At 70.6% G+C, this 16,899-nt stretch carries 13 protein-coding genes; 11 read left to right on the top strand and 2 right to left on the bottom strand.

Going from position 1 to position 16,899, the window contains the following annotated elements; genetic code table 11:
* The first annotated feature begins 2 nt into the window (after positions 1-2).
* From ABZU72_RS17420 to ABZU72_RS17405, 4 genes are all read left to right on the top strand, one after another.
* Positions 3-455, top strand: a complete 453-nt coding sequence (locus ABZU72_RS17420; protein ID WP_355020089.1) for a thioesterase family protein — start codon at positions 3-5, stop codon at positions 453-455.
* 118 nt (positions 456-573) lie between these two features.
* Positions 574-3,720, top strand: a complete 3,147-nt coding sequence (locus tag ABZU72_RS17415) for a glycosyltransferase (protein ID WP_355020088.1) — start codon at positions 574-576, stop codon at positions 3,718-3,720.
* A gap of 20 nt (positions 3,721-3,740) precedes the next feature.
* Complete coding sequence (locus ABZU72_RS17410) at positions 3,741-4,361, top strand: maleylpyruvate isomerase family mycothiol-dependent enzyme (RefSeq protein ID WP_355020087.1); 621 nt, start codon at positions 3,741-3,743, stop codon at positions 4,359-4,361.
* Between the two features lie 81 nt (positions 4,362-4,442).
* The gene (locus ABZU72_RS17405; protein WP_355020086.1) at positions 4,443-5,453 is read left to right on the top strand and encodes an FUSC family protein; all 1,011 of its coding nucleotides are present in this window, start codon (positions 4,443-4,445) and stop codon (positions 5,451-5,453) included.
* A gap of 137 nt (positions 5,454-5,590) precedes the next feature.
* On the opposite strand, the gene ABZU72_RS17400 is transcribed toward ABZU72_RS17405, so the two are convergent.
* Both ABZU72_RS17400 and ABZU72_RS17395 read right to left on the bottom strand, forming a co-directional pair.
* Positions 5,591-6,634 (bottom strand): methyltransferase domain-containing protein, encoded by a 1,044-nt coding sequence (locus ABZU72_RS17400; RefSeq protein WP_355020085.1) that lies wholly within the window; start codon positions 6,632-6,634, stop codon positions 5,591-5,593.
* A gap of 25 nt (positions 6,635-6,659) precedes the next feature.
* Positions 6,660-7,652 (bottom strand): glycosyltransferase family 2 protein, encoded by a 993-nt coding sequence (locus ABZU72_RS17395; protein ID WP_355020084.1) that lies wholly within the window; start codon positions 7,650-7,652, stop codon positions 6,660-6,662.
* A gap of 168 nt (positions 7,653-7,820) precedes the next feature.
* On the opposite strand from ABZU72_RS17395, the gene ABZU72_RS17390 reads away from it, so the two are divergent.
* The 7 genes from ABZU72_RS17390 (at position 7,821) to ABZU72_RS17360 (ending at position 16,851) form a co-directional block, all read left to right on the top strand.
* Positions 7,821-8,075 (top strand): hypothetical protein, encoded by a 255-nt coding sequence (locus tag ABZU72_RS17390; RefSeq protein ID WP_355020083.1) that lies wholly within the window; start codon positions 7,821-7,823, stop codon positions 8,073-8,075.
* A gap of 18 nt (positions 8,076-8,093) precedes the next feature.
* Complete coding sequence (ftsY, locus tag ABZU72_RS17385; protein ID WP_355020136.1) at positions 8,094-9,227, top strand: signal recognition particle-docking protein FtsY; 1,134 nt, start codon at positions 8,094-8,096, stop codon at positions 9,225-9,227.
* Positions 9,228-9,257: 30 nt separating this feature from the next.
* Positions 9,258-10,463, top strand: a complete 1,206-nt coding sequence (locus tag ABZU72_RS17380) for an ROK family transcriptional regulator (RefSeq protein WP_355020082.1) — start codon at positions 9,258-9,260, stop codon at positions 10,461-10,463.
* 156 nt (positions 10,464-10,619) lie between these two features.
* Positions 10,620-12,752: a PQQ-dependent sugar dehydrogenase gene (locus tag ABZU72_RS17375; RefSeq protein ID WP_355020081.1), complete on the top strand. Its 2,133-nt coding sequence runs from the start codon at positions 10,620-10,622 to the stop codon at positions 12,750-12,752.
* Between the two features lie 228 nt (positions 12,753-12,980).
* Positions 12,981-14,243, top strand: coding sequence for an ROK family transcriptional regulator (locus ABZU72_RS17370; protein ID WP_355020080.1), 1,263 nt, complete (start codon positions 12,981-12,983; stop codon positions 14,241-14,243).
* Entirely contained in the window at positions 14,240-15,799 is a 1,560-nt protein-coding gene (locus ABZU72_RS17365) for a sugar ABC transporter ATP-binding protein (RefSeq protein WP_355020079.1), read from the top strand. Before ABZU72_RS17370 ends, ABZU72_RS17365 begins: the two co-directional genes overlap by 4 nt.
* A complete protein-coding gene (locus ABZU72_RS17360; protein ID WP_355020078.1) occupies positions 15,796-16,851 on the top strand; it encodes an ABC transporter permease in 1,056 nt (351 codons plus the stop codon). Before ABZU72_RS17365 ends, ABZU72_RS17360 begins: the two co-directional genes overlap by 4 nt.
* The last annotated feature ends 48 nt before the right edge of the window (positions 16,852-16,899 follow it).

Here is a 16,899-nt window from a genome sequence, read left to right as displayed (position 1 = left end):
CGATGAGCACTCCTGACCGCAAGGCCCCGACCCGCGCCGACTACGTGCACTGGCGCACCATCACCACCCGCTGGCGCGACGACGACGCGTACGGTCACCTCAACAACGCGACCTACTACGAGTACTTCGACACCGCCGTCAACGCCTACCTGTTCGAGACGACCGGCGTGAACGTGCGGAAGCTGCCGAAGATCGGGATCGTCGCGGAGACCTCGTGCCGCTACCTGCGCGAGATCGGGTTCCCCGAGCCGGTCGAGGCCGGGCTGGTCGTCGACAAGGTCGGGAGCTCGTCGGTCATCTACCGGATCGGGCTCTTCCAGGGGCCGGGCGAGGAGGCCGCCGCCGAGGGCCGGTTCGTGCACGTCTACGTCGACAACACCGACGCGTCACGTCCGGTGACGCCGATGCCAGACGAGATCCGGGAGGCGGTCATGCCGCTGTGGCGGCAGAACTGACCGTGACGCCTCGCTAAATCTTGCGTGGCGCCATTCACCGTTGTCCGGCACTGTGACAGGCTGATCCACCGCCGTAGCACGATCTAGAGCGTCTTGGGGGACCTCTGTGGACGAAGAGTTGAAGCGCATCGCACGTGGCGGACTGCGCAGGGGGCGAGATCTTGCTCGCAAGGTCTACAACGACTCGCCCCTCTACAGCCGGGCCGACGACGTACGTCTGCTCGTCGACTGCCCGCTGTTCGACCACGAGTGGTACGCCGAGCAGGTCGGTCAGCGCCTCGACCGCAAACGGGCCGCCCGGCACTATCTCGAGCAGGACCCGGCCAAGCCGCTGGCGCAGCCCAGCCCGCTCTTCGACCCGGAGTTCTTCCTCGCGCGGCTGACCCCGCGGCTGCGCAAGCAGATGGGCGACCAGGACCCGTTCCTCTACTGGCTGCGCGCCGAGCTGTGGCTGCAGCCGACGCACCCGCTCTTCGACACCGACGGCTACACCGAGCGGCGCAAGACCGAGAACTTCTACGGCGGCGCGATCGGTCACTACGTCGACCGCGGCGCCCGCAACGGACGCCGCGCCAACGACTGGCTGGAGCAGGTCGACGGCCGGTTCCCCGACCTGCGCGACTGGATCCGCGACCGGCGCGCGGAGTGGCAGGCCCGTCAGGGCGGCCCGAAGACCTGGCGGCCGGACATCGACCGCGCCCCTGCCCCGCTGGCTGGTCGTGAGCCGGCAGGCACGGTCACCGTCATCGTCGATCTGGGCGCCTCCGACGAGCTCGCCCGCGCGACGCTGGACGGCGTCGCCGCCCAGACCGGGGTGAGCACCGAGATCATCGTCATCGACCGCGGCCTGACCCCGTCGGTCGCCGAGGTCATCCCTGAGGTCACCCCTGGCGCCCGGGTGGTGCTCGGCGACCCGGACCGCGGCGAGCCCGGTGTGGTCGCGGCGTTCTCGCAGGTGAGCGGCGACTTCGTCGCGTACGTCGCTGGGGGAGACGTCTGGACGCCCGGCCGTCTCGCGCGGCTGGTCTCGGTGGCCGAGGCGGCCGGGAGGCCGCTGGTCGCCGACGTCCTGGAGCGTCCCTGGCAGGAGGAGCAGCGGTTCGCCGTCGACGTACCTCCGGCCTCGCCGGGGACTGACGTGCCCGGTCCGCTGATGCGGACCCTGCTCTCGCGACTGCTGTTCTCCGCGCCGCTGCTGGCGGAGATCGGCGGTCCCCGTGACGACATCGGCTTCGGCTGGGCCTACGACCTCGCGCTGCGGCTGACCTCCAAGGCCACCGTCGAGGTCGTGCCCGAGGTCGGCGTCGAGCGGCGTCAGGGCATCAACCCGCGCCGCCCGCGCCAGGACCGGCTTCCGCTCGACCCCTTCGACCTCGAGTCGTGGGAGGACGTCGTACGCAACCGGACCTTCATCGACTGGAACGCGCTCGGCTCGCGCACCCCTGACCCCGACGTGGTCTCGGTCGTCATCCCCACCTACGACGACTCGCTGCTGACCGTGGACGCGGTAGAGGCCGTGATGGAGCACGGCGCGGGGGAGAAGCGGCTCGAGATCGTGGTCTGGGACAACGGCTCCTCGGCCCGCGTCTCGGCGGTGCTCGACTCGCTGCCGCTGCGGTTCCCCGAGGTGAAGGTGGTCCACAGCACCGTCAACCACAACTTCGCGCTCGGCAACAACCTCGCCATCCCGTACGTCACCGGCGAGACCGTGGTCTTCCTCAACAACGACACCACGGCCCTGGCCGGCTGGCTGGAGCCGCTGGTGTCGGCTCTCGAGGACCCCGAGGTGCTCGCGGCGCAGCCGCTGCTGCTCTACCCGAGCGGGTCGGTGCAGTCGGCCGGGGTCGTCTTCCCGCCCTACGGCGGGCTGCCCTACAACATGCTCGCCGAGTACCCGCCCGAGGACGCCGCCGGTCTCGACGGCCACCCGTTCTCCGCACTCACCGGCGCGGCGCTGGTGATGCGCTACCGCGACGTCGTCGCATGTGAGGGGTTCGACCCGATCTTCACCAACGGCATGGAGGACGTCGACCTGTGCCACCGGCTCGCCGCGCTGCGTCCGGGCTCGTTCCGGGTCGTGACCTCCTCCGAGGTCGTCCACCACGAGTCGAAGTCGAAGGGTCGCTTCGCCCGCGCGCCGCGCAACCGGCTGATCTACCTCGACCGGTGGGCCGGGCGCACCGAGCCTCGCGACGACGTGGCCGCCTGGGCGGCCTGCGGCTACCAGGTCGTCGGCCGCGCGGCGGCCGGGAACCCGACCGGCCCTGCGAAGACGTACGCCGCCACTCGCCCGATCCTCGCCCCGATGCCGCGCGCCTCGGTCGTCGAGGGCGTCCCGCAGCTCCGCTGGTCGATCAAGATCTCCGCGCCAGGAGCGCCGGAGGGCGAGCGGTGGGGCGACACCCACTTCGCCCGCGCGCTGGCCCGATCGCTGCGTAGGCTCGGCCAGTCGGCGGTCGTCGACCACCACTACGAGTGGGAGCGGCCGAGCGCGCTCGACGACGACGTCGTGGTCACTCTGCGCGGTCTCTCGCGCTACTTCCCGGCGCCCGACGGCCGGATCAACATCGGCTGGGTGATCTCCCACCCCGACGCGGTCACCCGCGCCGAAGCAGCCTCGTTCGACCGGTTGCTGGCAGCCGGGCCGATCTGGGCCGAGCGGATGTCGGCACGGTGGGGCATCCGCATCGACCCGCTGCTACAGGCCACCGACCCCGAGCTGTTCAACCCCGACCGGGCGCTGCCCGACTCCGGTCACGCGGTGCTCTTCGTCGGCACCTCGCGCGACGTCGAGCGCCCGATCATCCACGATGCGGTCTCGGCAGGACTGCCTCTGTCGGTCTACGGCCACGGCTGGGAGCCCTACATCCCGCGCCACTACGTCAAGGCCCAGTTCATGTCCAACACCCGGCTCGGCGCCGAGTACCGGGCCGCCGGGGTCGTGCTCAACGACCACTGGGCCGACATGCGCGACTACGGCTTCATCTCCAACCGGCTCTTCGACGCCGTCGCCTCCGGTGCCCGGGTCATCTCCGACGACGTCGTCGGCCTCCGCGAGGTGTTCGGTGACACCGTGCAGGTCTACGAGACCCCCGATGACCTGGTGAAATGGTCCTCGATGCCCGACCCCTCGGTCGTCTTCGGCACCGACGAGCACATCCGCGCCGAGGCCGCCCGCATCCACCGCGACCACGGCTTCGACGCCCGCGCCCGATCCCTCCTCGACATCGCGCTCGAGGAGCGCGCCAAGCGTGACCGCTCCTAGCGACCTGTCAGAGTGTCCGCATGACGAAGCTGTCGGTGATCCAGCTGCGCGAACGGGACGCACTAGTCGATGACCTGAGGTCGCTCTCGCCCGAGCAGTGGCGCTCGGCCACCCTCTGCGGGGAGTGGGACGCGGAGGAGGTGGTGTCGCACCTCGGTGCGGCCTCACGACTCTCGTTCCCGGCCTGGCTGCGCAGCATGATCGGGGCGCGGTTCGATCCGGACGTACACAACCGCAGGCGGCTCGAGGAGTTCCGCGGATCCTCGCCGGAGGAGACGCTCGAGATGTACGCCGTGATCGGGCCCATCCGGCTGCCGCGGACGGAGAGCGTCGGCGGGCTGGGGGAGATGGTCGTGCACGGCGAGGACATCCGGCGGCCCCTCGGCATCCGGCACGATCCCGACCCCGAAGGGCTCGCTGCGGTCGCCAGGTTCTTCGCCACCAAGGACTTCGCGGTCAACAGCAAGTCGCTGGTCGAGGGACTCCGGCTCCGAGCGGTCGACGCCGAGTTCGTGACCGGCGACGGCCCCGAGGTCAACGGCCGCCTGCTCGATCTCGTCATGGCGATGGCCGGAAGGCGCGAGGTGCTCGAGGACCTCAAGGGAGCCGGCGTCCCCGAGCTGCGACGCCGGCTGGGCTGAGCGCTCCGGACCATCTGGGTTCGCCCAGGTGGCCGTATGGTGTCTGAAGCGATGACGGCACCACGGCATGGGGGAGACGGTTTGGCCAGCGACCGGAGCCGGCTCGAGCGGTTGATGCAGGAGTCGATCCGGATCTCACCGGCGCCAGGAAGCCGCTCGCCCGCGTGGCGCGCGAGCGCGACGCTGCTGGTCGGGCTGGTGGCACTGGCCGGGATCGGACACATCGAGCTGGCCGCGTACGCCTGCTTCGGCACCTTCGCCTCCATCTACGGTGGCCGCCAGCCGCTGCGAGGACGCTGGCGGACCCAGACTGCCGCCGGGGCGCTGATGTGTGCCGCGGTCCTGTGCGGCGCACTCGTCGCGACCTCCCCGCACCGGGCCTGGCTCGTCATTCCCGTCGCCGCGGTATGGGCCGCGGCCGGGTCGATGCTCTCGGACCGGTTCGTGCTGCGGCCGCCGGGACCGATGTTCCCGGTCTTCGCGGTGGCGACGTGTGCCGCGCTCCCGGTGACCCTGTCGGGTGTCTGGGTGGCCGTCGGCGTAGCAGCCGCCGCGGCCCTGGTCGCCGTGCTCCTCGGGCTGCTCGAGGAGCGGCTGGTCGGCAGCGGAGCCTCGGTCGAGGCCAGCCGCGGTGAGGTACGCCTCGACCACGCGACCGCGGTCGTCGTCGCGGTCGTGGTCGCCGGCACGATCTCCACCGCGCTCGGGCTCAGTCACACCTACTGGGCGATGGTGGCTGCGGCGGTGCCGTTCGGCGTCACCGGGCTGCTGGCGCAGACGACCCGCGGGCTGCAGCGCGTGGCCGGCACCCTGGTCGGCCTGGTCCTGGCAGCGGTGCTGCTCTCGGTATCGCTCCCCGCCCTCGTCGTCGCGGTGGTCGTCGCCGCGCTCCAAGGGATCACCGAGCTGCTCGTCGGGCGTCACTACGGCCTCGCCCTCGTCGCCATCACCCCGCTCTCGCTGCTGATGGTCCAGCTCGGCCACCCGCAGCCCGTCGACGCCCTGCTCTGGTCCCGCCTCGCCGAGACCCTCCTCGGCGTCGTCGTAGGCCTCGCCGCCGCCCTCGCCCTCCGCGAGTTCCGTCGCCGCTGACCCGCCGAGGCGTCACGTACGTCGGCCGAAACGTCACGTACGTCGGCCGAAACGTCACTTACGTCGGTCGAGACGTCACGGCAGTGCCGAGTCGGCCGACCGGGCTGACGTCTCGGCCGACGGGAGTGACGCCTCGGCTACTTCTCGAAGACTGCCTGGTCGAGAACGCGGCGCTCGTCGTCGGCCAGGACTACGAGCTCCTCGCGGGTGAGGCCGGTGCCTTCGCCGGTGGGGGAGAGGTTGATGAAGAACTCGTGCTTGACCGTGTCGTGGAAGGACGTCTCCCGCATCGAGATGAAGCCGAGGTCGGCGAGGTCCTGGAGCAGCAGGCGGAGGTGGTTGGGGGTGCAGACCCAGTTGTGGGTGTCGATGTAGCGATCCCCGCGCCGGGCCTCCTCGCCACTTGCCTTCACGGCCTCCAGGGCGTGAGCGAAGGTGTAGTCGCCCTTGTGGCGCGGACCCCAGGCGGTGATGCCGCCGTGCTTGGCGGCGTTGAGCCGCTCCTCGATGACCGCGCCCATGGTGTGCACCGACGACGGGTAGAGCGAGGCGTCGATGACCCGCGAGAGCGAGGCGCGTTCGCGGAAGCGGTCGAAGCAGTAGCGGTGGTCGGGGATGACGAGGGCGAGCACGCCTTCGGGGTTGAGCAGCTTCTCGCACTCGTTGATGAAGTCGATCATCGAGGTGGTGTGCTCGATGACGTGGGAGGCGACGACGAGGTCGAAGCGCTCCGGGATCACGTCTGACCAGGGAGTTCCCGGCCGGAAGACGTAGTCGACCTCCTCGATGTCATCGGGGTCGTACTGGGAGAAACCAGCGTAGCGCTGAACCAGACCCTCGCGGTCGAGATAGTCGACGATGCGTACGTCATAGCCGTCCCGCTTGGGCAGGATCGCGTTGTGCGCGGGGCCGATCTCCAGGATCAGGGCGTCGGGCTTGACCCCGGCGAGCACCTGCTCGCGACGCAGCTCGAGCCGGTCCAGGCCCGGGATGGCCGGCACCGCGGTGGTGCGGTTTCGGTCGCCCTGCAGCCCCTCCACCTTCGTACGCAGCTTCTGGTTGCGCTGCTTGAGCTCGTCGATCCGGTCGTGCAGGCGCGCGGCCTCGGCATCGGCGGCACGGACGGTCTGCAGACCTGCGGCGGCGAGGCCGCGGCGTACGGCGCCCCTGAAGGTGGGCAAGACAGGTCCTCCTGAGAAGAGAGTTTCAGCTGGTGCGGGGTGGGATGTAGGGCTCGGCCGCCAGTGCGGCCCGGCCGCGCTCGGCACCAAGAGCGTGCTCGTCGTCGGGCACGGCCTTGTCGTTCTCGGGGTCGAGCACGTCACGCATGAGGTCGAGGACGAGCGCGCGGCCGAGCACGATGTGCAGGTGGTAGGTCAGCCAGTCGTCGAACGAGTAGTCCCCGGAGAAGGCGCCTGCGGCGAGCTCGGCCCGGGTCGGCGTGCGCGCGAGGTAGGCGTCCTGCAGGGTGCCGCTCAGGTAGCGCTGGTAGTCGCGCATCCCGTGGTGGCGCGGGCTCGGCTTCAGGTCGGGGTTGGCCTCGTAGCCCTTGCCGGCGTTGATCACCTTGCGCTCGAGCTGGGCCCAGGAGCGCCAGGGGAGGTGGAGCACCTCGAGTGCGACCTCGTCGGGCGGCTGGCCGTTGCTCATCAGCGAGACGAAGTGGTTGCCCTGGACGACCTTGATGTCCGACTCGCCGCGGTGGATCGCGTTGGGCGTCGGATGCGCGTGGAGCCCGACCGCCTCGAGGCGCTCGTCGGAGCGCCGGTCGCGCCACTGGAGCCGATTGATGCCGCCGCCGGTCCATGCGGGCGGGCCGACGAGGTTCTCGACCTCGACGGTGAACGCGTTCAGCGACAGGGGAGTGGCCTCGAGCGCCTGGCGTACGGTCAGGCCCTTGTCCTTGGGCACCAGGAACTCGTCGGCGTCGAGGTTGAGGACCCAGTCGGCGCGGAAGTGGGTGCGGGCACGTCGGGCCATCGAGGTGACGACCTTGCCCTGCTGCTTCTCGTGGACGGGGTCGTGGTGGAGCTCGACCCGTCCCGTGGCGGCGTAGCGCTCGAGTACCTCGGTGGTGCCGTCGACCGACGCGTTGTCCGTGACGATCAACGTGTCGACACCCTGGTCCAGGTGGTGCTCGATCATCGCGGCGACGATGTCGACCTCGTCCCGGACCATCATTGTCCCGATGATCCTCATGCCGTGAAACACTACCGGCCCGGTGTACGTTGTCGAGATCCCGCGCCGTACGACGGGACACCCCGGGCGCGGGCGCGCGTGCCCGCGCGTGCCGTTGTGTGCTCCGGGGGCGAGGTGTGCGAGGGTGGACGCCGTCCGTGAGTATCCAGAAGGGGGCTGGCCGAGCCAGTGACGACCATCCTTGTCATCTTCGTGGCGATGTTCGTCATCGTCGCGCTGGCCGGACTCGTGATCGTCTACACGGTCTTCCCCCACCGCGGACAGAAGATGCCGTACGCCACCAAGCTCGGCAAGGCGATGGAGCGGGCCGTCGACACGGCCCCCACGCTCAGCCCGGCCACGCGCCTGCAGACCCGCCGTGAGGACCGTCTCACCGAGCTGCTCGGTGAGCGCAAGCCAGGAACTACGGAAAAGAACGCCTAGTTTGATTGGATGAGGCCCATGGACATGGTCACCCTCATCGTCATCATCGCGGTCGCCGCTGTCGCGATCATCGGCGGCGGCATCGCCGGTCTGGTCACCAGCACCCGGCGCCGCAAGGAGCGTTCGCTGCCGACCCAGGCGGGGACCGATGTCATCACCCGCCCGGAGGAGCCGACGGTCGGGGAGGCCGAGCCGGAGACGGTGCCGGCGGAGCCCGCCGCGCCGGTCATCGAGAAGCCGGAGAGCACCGCCTCCCGTCTGGTGCGGCTGCGCCAGCGCCTGGCCGGCTCCAACGCGCTGGGTCGCGGGCTGCTCAACCTGCTCTCGTCCGACAAGCTCGACGAGGACACCTGGGAGTCCATCGAGGATCTGCTGCTCACCGCCGACATCGGCGTCACCCCGACCCAGGAGCTGGTCGAGGGGCTGCGCACCCGGCTGCGCGTCGAGGGCGGCAAGTCCGACGTCAAGGCGGCGCTGCGTGACGAGCTGATCAAGCTGGTCGACCCCGGCATGGACCGCCGGCTCCAGGTCAGCGGCGCCGACGGCGCTCCCGGCGTGGTGCTGATGGTCGGCGTGAACGGCACCGGCAAGACCACCACCACCGGCAAGCTCGCCCGCATCCTGGTCTCCGAGGACCGCAAGGTCGTCCTCGGTGCCGCCGACACTTTCCGTGCCGCTGCCGCCGAGCAGCTGACCACCTGGGGCGAGCGCGTCGGCGTCGAGGTCGTACGCGGCCCGGAGGGCACCGACCCGGCCAGCGTCGCCTTCGACTCGGTCAAGGAGGGCCTCGACACCGGCGTCGACACCGTCATCGTCGACACCGCCGGCCGGCTGCAGAACAAGGCCGGCCTGATGGACGAGCTCGGCAAGGTCAAGCGCGTGATCGAGAAGCAGACCCCGGTCACCGAGGTGCTGCTCGTCCTCGACGCCACCACCGGCCAGAACGGCCTCATCCAGGCCCGCGTCTTCAGCGAGGCCGTCGCGGTCAGCGGCATCGTCCTCACCAAGCTCGACGGCTCCGCCAAGGGTGGCATCGTCGTCGCCGTGCAGCGCGAGCTCGGTGTTCCGGTCAAGCTCGTCGGCCTCGGTGAGGGCCCCGACGACCTGGCCCCGTTCACCCCTGAGGCCTTCGTCGACGCGCTCCTGGGCTAACTCCCTGTGCCACATGGCAGGATCGCCGGTATGCGCCATTCACTCGCCGGCCGGGCCGAGACCTCCATGCAGGCACGACTGCTCGCCCAGCTCCGTGACGAGGGCCCGCTGTCGCGGGTTCAGCTCGCTGACCGGCTGAACGTCTCCCGCACCACGATCGCGGCCGAGGTCGGTCGCCTCACCGAGCTGGGCATGGCCCACGAGGTCGGGCCGGCGGCCTCCCGGGGCGGCCGGCGCTCGACCCTGGTCGACCTCGCGCCGGACATCCGGTTCGTCGGCATCTCGATCGGCGCCACCAGCATGTCGGTGGGCCTCACCGACGGCCGGCTGTCGGTGATCGCCACCCGCACCCGGGCGTGCGACATCCGCAGCGGCCCGGAGAAGGTGCTCGCGACCGCGCTCGACGAGGTACGCGCCCTTCTGGACGAGCACGACGTCACCGAGCCGATGGGCGCGGGCGTCGGCGTACCCGGGCCGGTCGACTTCCACCGCGGCGTCTCGGTGTCCCCGCCGATCATGCCGGGCTGGGACGGCTACCCGGTGCGCGACGCGGTCGCCCGGGAGCTGGGCTGCCCGGTCGTGCTCGACAACGACGTGAACGTCCTCGCGGCGGGGGAGCAGCACGCCGGCGTCGCCCGGACCGCTCGTGACTTCCTCTACGTCAAGATCGGCACCGGCATCGGCTGCGGGATCGTCGTCGACGGGGAGCTCTACCGCGGCGTCGACGGCTGCGCCGGCGACATCGGCCACATCCGCGTCGAGGACTTCGGGCCCACCTGCGCCTGCGGCAACACCGGCTGCCTGGAGGCGTTCTCAGGAGGGGCGGCGCTCGCTCGCGAGGCGCTCGCCGCGGCCCGTTCCGGACGCTCGCCCGTGCTGGCCGAGCTGCTCGCGGAGAAGGGCGAGCTGAGCGCCGAGGACATCGCCATCGCAGTGGCCCGTGGCGATGCCCAGGCGGTCCAGCTCATCCGGGAGAGCGGACACCGCATCGGCCAGGTCCTGGCCAGCCTGGTCTCGTTCTTCAACCCCGGCCTGATCGTCATCGGCGGCCGGGTCAGCAAGCTGGGCCATGGCCTGCTCGCCGAGATCCGCAGCGTGACCTACCGTCGCTCGCTGCCGCTGGCGACCGGCAACCTCCCGATCGTGCTCAGCGAGCTGGGTGACGAGGGCGGCGTCATCGGGGCCGCCCACCTGATCAGCGCCTCGGTGTACGCGCCCAGCAGCGGAGAGGCGTAGACCCGGCTCCCGGGCCACCTCAGAGGCGGACTAACGTCCCATCTTTCGAAATCATCTTGCGAAAGTACGCAAGTCACTTGACGTGACCGGCGTCACATCGATACGTTCGCGGACGATCTCGCTCCCCTCCCATGCAGCGAGAGAAGGAGATGGACCGTGCGCAGATTCACCCTCTGGAGCGTCGCCACCACCGTGGTCTCCGGCCTCCTGGTTCTCCCCCTCACGACGTCCGCGGACGCGGCCCCCACGGCTGCCCCGCCGCCTGACACCGACTTCGAGAAGGTGACCCTCAACGACCGCCCCGGTGAGCCGATGGACCTCGCGGTCCTGCCCGACGGGGACGTCCTCCACACCACCCGCGCCGGGAAGGTGTGGCTCAACGACGCCGACACCGGCGTCAACAGCGTCGCAGCCCAGTTCGACGTCTACCAGCACGACGAGGAGGGCCTGCAGAGCATCGCGCTCGACCCCGGATACAACGGCCGGACCAACAAGTGGGTCTACGTCTACTACTCACCGCCGATGAACACCCCCGTCGACGATCCGGCCACGCCGGACGTCAACGAGGGTGACGCCCCCGAGTACGGCACGCCCGCCGACTTCGAGCCCTTCAAGGGTGCGATCCGGCTCTCGCGCTACAAGTTCGCCGGCGGCAAGATCGACCTGTCCACCGAGCAGCAGATCATCGACGTACCGGTGGACCGGGGGCGCTGCTGCCACGTCGGCGGCGACATCGTCTTCGACTCCGCGGGCAACCTGATCCTCGCCACCGGCGACGACACCGACCCGTTCCAGTCTGACGGGTATGCCCCGCTCGACGACCGCGAGAACCGCAGCCCGGCCTTCGACGCGAGGCGTACGGCCGCCAACACCAACGACCTGCGCGGCAAGCTCGTCCGGATCAAGCCGGGACGTTCGGGCGGCTACACCGTCCCGAAGGGCAATCTCTTCAAGAAGGGCACGCCCAAGACCCGTCCGGAGATCTACGCGATGGGCCTGCGCAACCCGTTCCGGATCGAGATCGACCCGCAGACCGACCGCGTCTTCGTGGCCGACTACTCGCCCGACGCCTCCGCCGCGAACCCGGAGCGCGGGCCTGCCGGCCAGGGCAAGTGGACCGTCGTCACGGAGCCGGCCAACTACGGTTGGCCGCTGTGCGCGACCGCCGAGCTGCCCTACCGTGACTACGACTTCGCGACCGGGACCTCAGGGCCGGCGTTCGACTGTGACGCCCCGGTCAACGACTCTCGGCACAACACGGGTCTGACCCAGCTGCCGCCGGTCACCCAGCCGACCGTGTGGTATTCCTACGGCCAGTCCGAGGAGTTCCCCGAGCTCGGTACGCAGGGCGGCATCGGGCCGATGGCGGGCCCCGTGTACGACTTCAAGAAGTCCGTGGCGTCCGGGCCGCGGTCTGGTGCGTGGCCGCAGTACTACGACGGCGTCCCGCTGCTCGCCGAGTGGACCCGCGACTACATCAAGGGCATGCGCTTGGACGCCGACGGGAACCTGACCGGGATCGAGTCAGTCCTCTCCTCGTTCGCCACGGACAACGTGATGGACCTGGAGTTCGGCAAGGACGGCTCGCTCTACATGCTCGAGTACGGCGATGGGTTCTTCAGCGAGAACGAGGAGGCCCAGGTCTCCCGGATCGACTACATCGCCCGCACCGGCAACCACAGCCCGAAGCCGGTCATCAGCGCCGACAAGACCGCCGGTCAGCCGCCGCTGACCGTCGCCTTCGACAGTGCCGGGACGACCGATCCTGACGGCGACCGCCTCGTCTACCAGTGGGACTTCGACGGTGACGGCACCTTCGACGCCACCGGGAAGACCGCCACCCACACCTACGACGAGCCGGGGGCCTACCGTGCGACCCTGACCGTCACCGACAAGGGCAAGGCGGGTCGTGGCAAGCACGCCTCGGCGGACGTCGACGTGATCGTCGGCAACGACGTTCCGGTGGTGACCCTGACGACCAGCCCGGCGCCCGGCGAGGCGTTCCACTTCGGTGACACCGTCCAGTTCCAGGTCGAGGTGACCGACGACCAGGCTGTGGACTGCGACCGGGTCTCGGTGACGTACGTCCTGGGCCACGACGAGCACGGGCACCCGCAGTCCACCGCGAACGGCTGCAGCGGCTCGATCGTGACGACCGTCCCCGGTGGCCACGACCCCGGGCAGGACGACCTGAACGCCGTCTTCGTGGCGGAGTACACCGACCCCGGTGACGGCGACATCCCGGCGCTCACCGGCACCGACGAGGTGGTGATCGCACCCAGCGAGTGACCCTCGCGATCGACCCTGAAAGGGGCATTCGGCCAACTCTGGTCGGGTGCCCCTTTCGGCTACTTTGTCCAATCACTTTTCAAAGTTCGACAGAAACTTTGCAGAAACCGCCGCGAAAGGGTTGTACAACGTGAGAAAGGTCACTAGTTTGTCTCTCAGTCACCGAATTCTGTGACTGCCATCACAGGCTGCCCACGATGGGCGACCCACCCCGGACAGGAGGCAACCGTGCGCGACGCAGACATCACCGTGCGGGTCTCCGCCACCGCCGACCCGGCCGCCGTCCGGACCGCGCGGATGGGGCTGCTCCTGCGGTCGCTCCGCGACCGTGGCCCGCGCTCGCGCGGGCGCCTGGCCGAGGAGACCGGGCTGACCCGCACGGTTGCGACCGGACTGATCGAGGAGCTCGTCGAGCTCGGGCTGGTCACTTGCGAGGACGCCGACCGCCGCGGCGCCGGCCGCCCCGGCGTCCAGGTCCGGCTCGTCGGCAGCTCGGTGTGCGGGATCGGTGCGGAGATCAACGTCGACCACCTCGCCGTCGTCGCCGTCGACCTCGCCGGGACGGTGATCGCCGAGTTCCGCCGCGGCATCGACGGCCGGCGCCTTCCGCCCGAGGGCGTGCTGGCCGAGCTCGCGGGTCTCGTCGAGGACGCCCTCGCCGAGGCACGGACCGCCGGCGCCACCGTCGCGGGTATCACCGTCGGCGTCGCGGGCCTCGTCGACACCGCCACCCAGCGCGTCACGCTCGCCCCCAACCTCGGCTGGCGCGACATCGACGCCGCCGAGGAGGTACGCCTCCGGCTGGCCGCCACAGCCGCGCCGGTGCCACCGGTGCGCGTGGCCAACGAGGCCACCCTCGCCGCCACCGCCGAGCTCGACCCCGCCGACGCCGACCGCGCCGACATGGTGGTGCTCTACGGCGAGGTCGGCCTGGGCGGCGCGATCGTCAGCGGTGGCCGAGTGGCCCCGGGGCGGCACGGCTGGGCCGGCGAGATCGGCCACTTCCCGATCGACCCTCGCGGGCGCCGCTGCGGCTGCGGCCGCGCCGGCTGCTGGGAGACCGTCGTCGGCCTGCGGGCGCTGCTCGAGGCGGCCACGGACCCCGACGACCCGGTTCGCGACCCCGTGCTGACCCTGGAGGAGCGGCTCGCCACCCTGGTCGAGCGGGCCAGGCTCGCCGACGGCCGCACCTTGGCCGCGCTGGACGAGGTCGGGACGTGGCTCGGCACCGGCGCCGCCGTCCTGGTCAACACGCTCAACCCCGGCACCGTGGTGCTCAGCGGCTACTACGCCGTGCTCGGCGAGTGGCTGCGCCCGGCCGTCGAGGCGCGGCTCGCCGCGGACGTCCTCGCGCCGCGTGCCGGTGGCACCCGGGTCGCGATCTCCGCCTTCGGCCCGACCGCCGCGGTACGCGGCGGCGCACTGGTCTCCCTGGAGCCGGTGCTCTCCGACCCCACCGCTCTCGCCGACCTGCACGGAGGAACCCGATGACCCAGACCCCGAAGCCGTCGCCGGACGGCCCCGCCGCCAGCGCAGACGGGGGTGACGTACTGCTCGAGATGACCGGGATCGTGAAGCGGTTCCCCGGCGTGCTCGCCCTCGGCGGCGTCGACCTCGACGTCCGCGCGGGGGAGGTGCACTGCCTGCTCGGGCAGAACGGCGCCGGCAAGTCGACCCTCATCAAGGTGCTCTCGGCGGCGTACCAGCCCGACGAGGGGGAGATCCTCTGGGATGGCGAGCCGGTCCGGCTGACCACGCCGGTCGCCGCCATGAAGCGCGGCATCTCGACGATCTACCAGGAGCTCGACCTGGTGCCCGGGCTCACCGTCACCGAGAACATCTTCCTCGGCCACGAGCTCGCCACGGCCGGGTTCAGCCGCCGCGGCGAGGCGACCCAGCTGGTGCGTACGCTCCTGGCTCGGCTCGGCCACAGCGAGGTCGACCCGAACAAGCTGGTCGGCGACCTCTCGCCGGCCGGACAGCAGATCGTCAGCATGGCCCGGGCGCTGTCCCACGACACCCGCCTGCTCATCCTCGACGAGCCGTCGGCGGTCCTCGACCAGGAGGAGGTGGACAACCTCTTCCGGGTGATGCGCGGCCTCACCGCGGAGGGCGTCGCGATCATCTACATCTCCCACCGCCTCGAGGAGATCCGCCAGATCGGCGACCGGATCACGGTCCTCAAGGATGGCCGCACCGTGGCCACCGGGCTCCCGGTCGAGGAGACCCCGACCCGGGACCTGATCACGCTGATGACTGGCCGCCAGATCGAGTACGTCTTCCCCGAGCGCCCCGCGATCGCACCCGGTCGGGACGGCACGCCGGTGCTCGAGGCCACCGGCCTGTCCGGTGACCGCTTCCACGACATCGATCTCCGCGTCCACGCCGGCGAGATCGTCGGTCTGGCCGGCCTGGTCGGCTCTGGCCGCTCGGAGATCCTCGAGACGGTCTACGGCGCCCGCCGCTCCAGCGCGGGCACGGTCACCGTCAACGGCCGTCGCCTGCGCCGTGGCTCGGTGCGTGCCGCGGTGGCCGCAGGGATCGGCCTGGCTCCCGAGGAGCGCAAGAGCCAGGCGCTGCTGCTGGACCAGGCGGTCTACCGCAACGTGACCGTCTCGTCCCTGAGCCGGTTCTCCAAGGGCAGCTTCCTCGACAGCGGCGCCGAGCGCCGCGCCGCCGAGGAGCTCAGCCGCTCGCTCGACGTACGTCCGGCCGGGGTGGACCGGCCGGTCCGCAACCTGTCGGGCGGCAACCAGCAGAAGGTCGTGCTCGCCCGTTGGCTGCTGCGCGACTGCAAGGTGCTGCTCCTCGACGAGCCCACCCGGGGCGTCGACGTCGGGGCGCGCACCGAGATCTACAACCTCGTCCGCCGCCTGGCCGACGAAGGTGTCGCCGTGGTCGTGGTGTCCAGCGAGGTGGAGGAGGTGCTCGGTCTCGCCGACCGGGTCCTCGTCATCAGCGAGGGCTCCGTCGTCCACGAGGGACCCGCCACCGAGATCGACGAGTCGAAGGTCCTGGACCTCGTGATGGAAGGAGAGGTCGCATGAGCGACACCAACCCGACGAACGCTGCTGTGGCCCAGGAGGACACGGCTCGGGTCGAGAAGGAGGCGGCCCGCCGGGCCGAGCCCGGTGGTCTCGGCCAGCTGCTGCGCAGCGGCGCGGGCCACAACCTGGGCCTGGTCCTCGCGCTGGCGCTGCTGGCCCTGGTCGGCGTCATCACGGGCGGTGAACGGTTCGCCTCGGTCGACAACGTGATGACGATCCTGCGCCTCGCGGCGGTGATCGGCGTGGTCAGCATCGGGATGACGTTCGTCATCACCGGCGGTGGCATCGACCTCTCGGTGGGCGCGCTCGTCGCGCTCTCCTCGGTCTGGTGCACGACGTTGTCCACGCAGGCGATGGCCAACGACTACCACTGGATCTTCATCGTCACCACGGCGCTCCTGGTCGGCGCGGGCGCCGGTCTGATCAACGGCCTGCTGGTGGCGTACGGCGGGGTGGTGCCGTTCATCGCGACGCTGGCCATGATGGCCAGTGCCCGGGGTCTGGCCGAGATCATCTCTGCCCGCAAGACCCAGATCGTCAGCGTGCCGGGTTTCACCGATGCGCTCTCCCGCGACGTGCTCGGGGTCTCGGTGCTGATCTGGATCTTCGCCATCGTGGCCGTGATCGGCTGGGTGCTGCTCAACCGCACCACCTTCGGCCGGCGCACCCTGGCCATCGGCGGCAACCCGGAGGCCTCGCGCCTGGCCGGCATCAACGTACGCCGCCACACCGTGCTCCTCTACGTGCTCGTGGGTCTCTGCTGCGGCATCGCGGCGGTCATGCTGGTCAGCCGCACCACGACCGGCAGCGCCACCCACGGCCAGCTCTACGAGCTCGACGCCATCGCCGCGGTCGTCATCGGCGGCACCCTGCTCTCCGGCGGGCGCGGCACCATCGTCGGCACCGTCTTCGGTGTGCTGATCTTCATGACCCTCACCAACGTGTTCGTGATCAACAACCTCTCGATCTCGGCTCAGGCATTCACCAAGGGCCTGATCATCATCGCCGCCGTGCTGCTGCAGAAGCGGTTCTCACGACAGCCCGGGTCATGACCGCCCTACGCCGTCCAGCCAGCCGTCCTCGGGTCTCGGACCAATCCC

The sequence above is a fragment of the Nocardioides sp. NPDC004968 genome (assembly GCF_040608935.1).
GTDB lineage: Bacteria > Actinomycetota > Actinomycetes > Propionibacteriales > Nocardioidaceae > Nocardioides.
The sequence above is the reverse complement of the archived record's forward strand: the minus strand, read 5'-3'. Positions and strand labels throughout refer to the sequence as shown.

Coding starts and splice junctions, on each gene's coding strand:
- ABZU72_RS17380 (WP_355020082.1), top strand. CDS start 9,258: ATGCGCCATTCACTCGCCGGCCGGGCCGAGACCTCCATGCAGGCACGA.
- ftsY (WP_355020136.1), top strand. CDS start 8,094: ATGGACATGGTCACCCTCATCGTCATCATCGCGGTCGCCGCTGTCGCG.
- ABZU72_RS17360 (WP_355020078.1), top strand. CDS start 15,796: ATGAGCGACACCAACCCGACGAACGCTGCTGTGGCCCAGGAGGACACG.
- ABZU72_RS17410 (WP_355020087.1), top strand. CDS start 3,741: ATGACGAAGCTGTCGGTGATCCAGCTGCGCGAACGGGACGCACTAGTC.
- ABZU72_RS17365 (WP_355020079.1), top strand. CDS start 14,240: ATGACCCAGACCCCGAAGCCGTCGCCGGACGGCCCCGCCGCCAGCGCA.
- ABZU72_RS17420 (WP_355020089.1), top strand. CDS start 3: ATGAGCACTCCTGACCGCAAGGCCCCGACCCGCGCCGACTACGTGCAC.
- ABZU72_RS17395 (WP_355020084.1), bottom strand. CDS start 7,652: ATGAGGATCATCGGGACAATGATGGTCCGGGACGAGGTCGACATCGTC.